Origin of the sequence: Mesorhizobium sp. M4B.F.Ca.ET.017.02.2.1 (assembly GCF_003998955.1) — a bacterium.
In the GTDB taxonomy this organism is placed as follows: Bacteria; Pseudomonadota; Alphaproteobacteria; order Rhizobiales; family Rhizobiaceae; genus Mesorhizobium; species Mesorhizobium abyssinicae.
Map to the genome: position 1 here is coordinate 1 of NZ_RZOF01000313.1, position 7,385 is coordinate 7,385.

Consider the following 7,385-nt stretch of genomic DNA (forward strand, 5'->3'; position numbering starts at 1 on the left):
GCTGCTGGCGGTGCTGGTTTCGGCGGCCGTGCAGCAGAGCACCTATTCGCTGATTCCTGTCTTCGGCACCGGCTACGGCCTGCCGGAGGCGAAGCTCGCCGCGCTGGTGACGGCGCTGTCGGCCGGCAACATCCTGCTGCAAATCCCGCTCGGGCTGATGGCCGAGCGCTTCGGCGGCCGTGCGATGATCGTCTTTTGCGCGCTGGCGACCGGCGCCTGCGCGCTGTCGCTGCCCCTGCTGATCACGACGCCGCTGGTCTGGCCGGTGCTGGTGGTGATGGGCGCGGTCGGTTACGGCGTCTACACGATGGCGCTGGTCGAGCTAGGTAGCCGCTTCAAGGGAAGCCTGCTGGTGGCCGGCAACGCCGCCTTCGCACTGATGTGGGGCGCCGGCGGTATTGTCGGCCCGCCCGGCGCCGGTGCGCTGATGGAGGCGGTCGGCCCACTCGGCCTGCCGGCGGTGATCGTCGGGCTCGATGCGCTGCTGGTGGCCTTCGCGCTCTACAGGTCGGCCAGCCGCCGAAGTTCCTGACAGGGTTTGGCTGGAGCAAGCGGTTTTCGCTGGTGAGGGGGTTACGGCTTTCCAGCCGAACCGCTAAGGCTGCCGGCGGAGGAAGGGCCATGAGCGCCGCCGAAACGAACAGCGACGAAACGATACAGTGGGCGGCGATCACCGGGGTGATCGCGACGGTCTCGGTCTTCGCCATCGCGCAAGGCCTGAGCTACCCGCTGCTCAGCTTCATCCTGCAGCGCCAGGGCATCTCGCCGGCCATGATCGGGCTTTCGGCGGCGATGACGCCGATCGGCTTCATCCTGTCCTCGCCGATCATCCCGGCGCTGGCGCGCCGTTTCGGGCCAGGGCGGACGGCACTCACCTGCGCCGCGCTTTCCGCGCTGGTGCTGGCTTTGGTCGGCTGGACGCAGAACGTCTATCTGTGGTTCCCGCTGCGCTTCCTGATCGGCGTCGTCACCAACCCGCTCTATGTTCTCAGCGAAATCTGGGTGATCGCGCTGGCGCCGCCGTCGCGCCGCGGCCGCGTCATGGGCGTCTATTCGACCGTCATCTCGGCCGGTTTCGCCGCCGGTCCGCTTTGCCTGCTTGCGGTCGGCACCGAGGGCTGGCCGCCATTCCTGGTCGGCATCTTCGCGTTTGTCTTCTGCGGCGGCTGCCTGGCGCTGGTGCTTGGCCGTCTGCCCAAGGTCGACGAGGCCGGACAGCAGGTTTCGGTGATGGGCTTCATGCCGAAGGCATGGCTGCTGCTCGCCGCCGTGGTCGTGGCCGCCGGCTTCGAGCAGGCGGTGCTGGCGCTGCTGCCGGTCTACGGCACTCACTACAGCATTGCCGAGGCCAGCATGTCGGCCCTGCTGTCGACGATGATCGCCGGCAACATCGCCATGCAGGTGCCGCTCGGCCTGCTGGCCGAAAGACTGACGGCGCGCCTGGTGCGATTCCTGTGCGTGTCGCTGACCGTGCTCGGCTGCGTGCTGCTGCCGCTGCTGATCGAGACGCCTTTGATCTGGCCCTGCGTGTTCATCTGGGGCGCGGTTTCCTACGGCATCTACACGATGTCGATCATCGAGCTCGGCGAGCGCTTCACCGGCTCGGCGCTGGTCGCCGGCAACGCCGCCTTCTCGCTGATGTGGGGCGTCGGCGGCATCCTGGTGCCGCCACTCACCGGCGGCGTCATGGATATCACCGGCGCGTCCGGCCTGCCGGCCACTCTCGGAGCGATCTGTGCCGCACTGGCGGTGGCGACCGTTCTGCGCCGGCGCGTGATGTGAAGGAAAAGCCGCGTTCGTCGCGACAAGCTGTCATTGCCATCTTGAATGTGAGCGTCCGTGACGCGATGTAGGCGAGGCCGTCTGACAAGCTTTCGGAGACCGTGCGTGACCCAAACCATCACAAAAGGCCAGACTGAACCGGCCGCTGGAGATTCCTTCCTTTGGCTGGAAGACCGAAATGGCAAGGGGGCGCTCGACTGGGTGCACGCCCAGAACGAGTTGACGGTTGCCGAGCTGCAGGGCGATCCCGGCTACCAGGCTTCGTTCGAAACCGCACTCGACCTGATGACGGCCGAGGACAACATCCCGGTCGGGACCGCGATCAACGGCCACGTCTACAATTTCTGGCAGGACAAGACCAACGTGCTCGGCCTGTGGCGCCGCACGACGGTCGCTTCCTACAAGACCGACAAGCCGGAATGGGAGACGATCGTCGATTTCGACGTGCTCTCAGCGAAAGAAGGCATCAAATGGGTGTTCAGCGGCGCGAGCCGCCTCTACCCCGATTTCAACCGCTGCCTGGTGAGCATGTCGCCGGATGGCGGCGATGCCAGCGAGATGCGCGAGTTCGACATCGCGGCGAAGTCCTTCGTCGAAGGCGGCTTTCGCGCCCCCGCCTCGAAGTCGGGTTTTTCTTGGCTGGACGAAGACACCGTCATCGTCTCGGCCGCCTTCGAGGAGGACGACAAAACGCAGTCCGGCTATCCGCGCGTGGTCAAGCTGTGGAAGCGCGGCACGAGGCTGGAAGACGCCACGCTTATCTTCGAGAGCGAAAAGCAGGACCTCGCGGCCGGCGGCGGGGTCGAGATCGACGGCGACAGGCGGCACCTGTTCCTGGCCCGAACCATCGATTTCTTCTCCTCGCACAGCTTCCTGCGGCTCGCTTCCGGCGAGAACCGGCGCATTCCGCTTCCAGACGACGTAACCGACACGGCGATCTTCCAGGGACAGCTCGTCTTTGGCGTGCGCAGCCCGTGGACGGCGCCCGACGGCACGCACTGCCTGCCAGACGGGCTTTATTCGGTGGATTTCGAACGCTGGATCGACACCAATACGCTGGGGCCGGTCGAAACCGTGCTCGCGCCGGCGCATCGCGTCTCGATCGCCGGGCTCGCCCGCACCGAGCAGCGGCTGTTCATCAACCTGATGGACAATGTGCGCGGCAAGGTCGTCGCTTGCGATCGGACAGGCGAGGGTTGGTCGCTGAAGCCGGTCGGCCTGCCGGAAAACGGCAATGTCGGCATCAGCCATGCCGAGCATTTCGGCGCCAGCGTCTCCTTCTCCTTCACCGATTTCCTGACGCCGAGCTCGATCATCTGGTCGGACGACGATGGCGAGACGCTTCAGACGGTGAAGGCGCAGCCGGCCCGCTTCGACGCTTCGCCCTTCATCTCCGAACAGTTCGAGGCACGCTCGAGCGATGGCACGATGATCCCCTATTTCGTGGTCAGGCGGCGCGACCAGGGCGGACCGGTGCCGACGCTGCTCTACGGCTATGGCGGCTTCGAAGTGCCGCTTCTGCCGGGCTATGCCGGCGTGCGCGGCAGGCTTTGGCTGGAGAAGGGCAATGCCTATGTGCAGGCCAACATCCGCGGCGGCGGCGAATTCGGCCCGGCCTGGCACCAGGCGGCGCTCAAGGGCAATCGCCAGAAGGCTTTTGACGATTTCGCCGCGGTTGCCGCGGACCTTGTCCGGCGCGGTCTCACCACAGCGGCGCAGCTCGGCATCCAGGGTGGCTCGAATGGCGGCCTGCTGACCGGCACGTCGCTGATCCAGCGTCCGGAACTGTTCGGTGCCGTCATCATCGACGTGCCACTGCTCGACATGCTGCGCTACACCGAATTGCCGCCGGGGGCCTCGTGGATCGCCGAGTATGGCGATCCCGCAAAGCCGGAAGAGGCGGCGTGGCTGGCCGCCTACTCGCCCTATCAACATGTCAAGGCGGGTGCCGCCTATCCGCCAGTGCTGCTGATGACCTCGACGGCCGACGACCGCGTCCATCCCGGCCATGCCCGCAAGATGGCGGCGCGCCTGCAGGAGGCTGGCCACGGCCGGACACTCTTCTTCGAAGAAACCGAGGGCGGCCATGGCGGGCGTGGCGATCGTCGTCCTCAAGCGGCGCAAACGGCGATGCGCTATGTCTTCTTGCAGCGGGCGCTGGCGGGTACGGCTTGAATTCAGGGCATCAGGCGGCTTAAGGTGCCGCCATGGCTTGCACGAAGACATCAGGCGCCTTCGGGGTCGCGGTGACGCCGTCACCGCGAACGCTTCGTGCCGAGCTGCTCAGGCTTTGCGCCCGCATCGGCTATTCGCCACCCGCCCTCCTCTGAGGAATCCGCCCCGGCCGTTGCCGGATTGATTCAAGAGGAAAGAGCAAATCCATGACCTATCAGAATTATTCGCTGAAGCAGCTTCAGCAGATCGACGCCGCGCATCACCTGCATCCCTTCACCGACCACAAGGAGCTGCGCGAGGCGGGCTCGCGCATCATCACCCGTGCCGACGGACCGTTCATCTACGATGCCGAAGGCACCGAGATCCTCGACGGCATGGCCGGCCTCTGGTGCGTCAATGTCGGCTACGGCCGCAACGAGCTGGCCGAGGCCGCCTTTGCGCAGATGAAGGAGCTGCCATACTACAACTCCTTCTTCAAATGCTCGACGCCGACACCGGTGCTGTTGTCGAAGAAGCTGGCGGAACTGGCGCCGAAGCAAGTCGGCCAGGTGTTCTACGGTTCTTCCGGCTCGGAGGCCAATGACACCGCGCTCAGGCTCGTGCGCCACTACTGGGCGCTGGAGGGCAAGCCGGAGAAGAACCGCATCATCTCGCGCAAGATGGGCTATCACGGCTCGACCGTTGCCGGCACCTCGCTCGGCGGCATGGAGCCGATGCACAAGCAGCTCGGCGGCGCCGTGCCCAACATCGTCCATGTGATGATGCCCTATGCCTATGAGCTCGCGCTGCCCGGCGAAAGCGACCATGATTTCGGCCTGCGCGCGGCCAAGGCCGTCGAGGACGCCATCCTCGAGGCCGGCGCCGACAAGGTCGCCGCCTTCATCGGCGAGCCGGTGATGGGCGCCGGCGGGGTGAAGATCCCGCCGCTGAGCTACTGGCCGGAAGTGCAGCGCATCTGCCGCAAATACGATGTGCTCTTGATGCTGGACGAGGTGATCACCGGCTACGGCCGCACCGGCGAATGGTTCGCGGCGCAGACCTTCGGCATCGAGCCCGACACCATCACCACGGCCAAGGCGCTGACATCGGGCTACCAGCCGCTGTCGGCGCTGCTGGTCGGCGACCGCATCAGCAGGACGCTGGTCGAGAAGGGCGGCGAGTTCTACCACGGCTACACCTATTCCGGTCACCCCGTGGCCTGCGCCGTGGCGCTGAAGAACCTCGAGATCATCGAGCGCGAAGGCCTGGTCGAGCGGGTCAGGAACGACACCGGTCCATACTTCGCCCAGGCGCTGCAGGAGCGTATCGCCGGGCACAATCTGGTCGGCGAAGTGCGCTCGATCGGGCTGATGGGGGCGATCGAGATCGTCAAGGACAAGGCGACCAAGGAGCGCTACCTGCCGTCGGGAAGTGCCGCCGTCGTCGTGCGCGACCACGCGATCGCGCAAGGCATGATGCTGCGCGCCACCGGCGACACGATGATCCTGTCGCCGCCGCTGATCTGGACGCGCGAGACGGTCGACATGGCTTGCGATCGCATCGCCAGGGCGCTCGATCTCGCCGAAACGGATTTGCGCAAGCGCTGAACGAAGGCCGGGCGGCGTCCGCGACGGCGCCCGGCCGTTTCCATTGGCGTCAATCATGATCGTGGACCAACGGCCGGGCGGTTGCTGCCGTGTCCCAGACCAGGAAATGTGCTGAAAAGCCGGATGCCGTCTGACAGTATGCGCCAGCGGTAATGTGAACCAATGGCAGTTTCATACAGGGGCAGGCGCATATGGTGAGTTCCTTTCGTGCGGTCGTGGTCGGTGGCGGCTGCGTCGGTGCCGGCATTCTCTATGGCCTGGCAAAGCGCGGCTGGACCGATGTGGCATTGCTGGAGAGGACGCAGCTTACCGCCGGCTCGACATGGCATGCCGCAGGGCTCATTCCGTCCTATGCGCGCAGCCGCAACGTCGGCCGCATGATCGCCAGGTCGATTGAAATCTATGAGGGCCTGGAAGCCGAAACGGGCCAGAAGGTCGGCTGGCACAAATGCGGCCAGCTGCGCATCGCCAACACGCGCGACCGGCTCGACGAGTACAAGAGCTATATGGACGTCGCGGAGGTCCAGGGCGTGCGGGCCCGGATCGTGTCGCCGGCGGAGGCGCGCGAGATCTGGCCGCTGCTCGACAATAAGGACATGCGGGGCGCCCTCTACCATCCCGACGATGGTCACATTGCACCGGCGGACGTTACCCAGGCGATGGCCAAGGGCGCACGCGACCTCGGCGCGAAGGTCCATCTCGACACCGAAGTTGTCGGGTTCGAGCGGATGCCGGGCGGCGAGTGGAAGGTCAAGACCCCGCGCGGCGACATCCTCTGCGAGCATGTCATCCTCGCAACCGGCAACTATGCGCGCCAGACCGGCGCCATGCTGGGGCTGGACATTCCCGCGATCCCGATCGTGCATCAGTACTGGATCACCGAGGCGGTTCCGGAAGTTGTCGAACGCAAACGGCTGGGCCTGCCGGAGATGCCGATCCTCAGGGACGAGGGTTACGAGGGCTATCTGCGCGAAGAGGGGGACGGGCTGCTGTTCGGTCCCTATGAGCGGACCGAACAGCTCAAGCTGTTCGCCGAAAACGGCGTCCCGGAATGGTTCGGCGCCGATCTGCTCGACGAGGATTTCGATGCCGTCTCCTGGAATTGGGAGCGCGCGAGTGAATTGGTCCCGGCGCTCGGGCGCGCCGGCATAAAGCGCAATGTGCGCGGGCCTTTCCAGATGACCGCCGATGAACTGCCGCTGATGGGGCAGGCCTGGGGTCTTGAGAACGTCTGGCTCGCGGAGGGCGTGCCGGGCGGCATCCTTTGGGGCGGAGCGATCGGCTACTATCTTTCCGAGCGGATCGTGGAGGGCGGCAACAGCATCGACACGGCCGAACTCGATCCCCGCCGGTTCGGCGAGTATGCCAACAAGAACTGGACCCGGGAAAAAGTCAGGGAAGCCTGGGGCACCCACGCCGTGCAGCACTATCCAGGCCAGGACATGCCGGCGGCGCGACCGCAGAAAACGGCGCCGTCCTACGACCGCCTAAGCCAGCTCGGCGCGGTTTGGGACGTGCTGAACGGCTGGGAGATGCCGAGCTGGTTTGCGCCCGCGGGTGTCGAAGCGCGCAACATCTATAGCTGGCGCTGGACCTCCAAAGGCAACCACGTCGCCGAGGAGGTCCAGGCCGTCCGCCAGGCCGTGGGGCTGGTCGAGATGACGCCGATGACCAAGTTCGAGGTCAGCGGGCCGGGCGCCGAGGACTGGCTCGACGGAATCCTTGCCAACAAGCTGCCTCGTCCCGGTCGTGTCGCCCTTGCCCATCACCTGACGCCGGCCGGTGGCGTGCAGGCCGAGTATGTCGTGGCGCGGCTAAAGAACGATCTGTTCTATCTCATAT

General features: G+C 65.8%; 5 protein-coding genes. All 5 read left to right on the forward strand.

Features of this window, described 5'->3' with window-relative positions; translation table 11 throughout:
• Positions 1–532: MFS transporter (locus tag EN738_RS27285; protein ID WP_145966942.1), on the forward strand; the 532-nt coding region annotated here is incomplete at its 5' end.
• An 89-nt stretch (positions 533–621) separates the two neighbouring features.
• Positions 622–1,782: an MFS transporter gene (locus tag EN738_RS27290; protein ID WP_127286401.1), complete on the forward strand. Its 1,161-nt coding sequence runs from the start codon at positions 622–624 to the stop codon at positions 1,780–1,782.
• Between the two features lie 105 nt (positions 1,783–1,887).
• Positions 1,888–3,957, forward strand: coding sequence for a prolyl oligopeptidase family serine peptidase (locus EN738_RS27295; protein WP_127286402.1), 2,070 nt, complete (start codon positions 1,888–1,890; stop codon positions 3,955–3,957).
• Between the two features lie 206 nt (positions 3,958–4,163).
• Positions 4,164–5,543, forward strand: a complete 1,380-nt coding sequence (locus EN738_RS27305) for an aspartate aminotransferase family protein (RefSeq protein ID WP_127286404.1) — start codon at positions 4,164–4,166, stop codon at positions 5,541–5,543.
• A 191-nt stretch (positions 5,544–5,734) separates the two neighbouring features.
• A partial coding sequence (locus EN738_RS27310; protein ID WP_145966943.1) for an FAD-dependent oxidoreductase occupies positions 5,735–7,385 on the forward strand: 1,651 nt, incomplete at its 3' end.

What these genes read in the sequence shown, in the direction of transcription:
- EN738_RS27305 (WP_127286404.1), top strand. Translation starts at nt 4,164, where the DNA reads ATGACCTATCAGAATTATTCGCTGAAGCAGCTTCAGCAGATCGACGCC.
- EN738_RS27290 (WP_127286401.1), top strand. Translation starts at nt 622, where the DNA reads ATGAGCGCCGCCGAAACGAACAGCGACGAAACGATACAGTGGGCGGCG.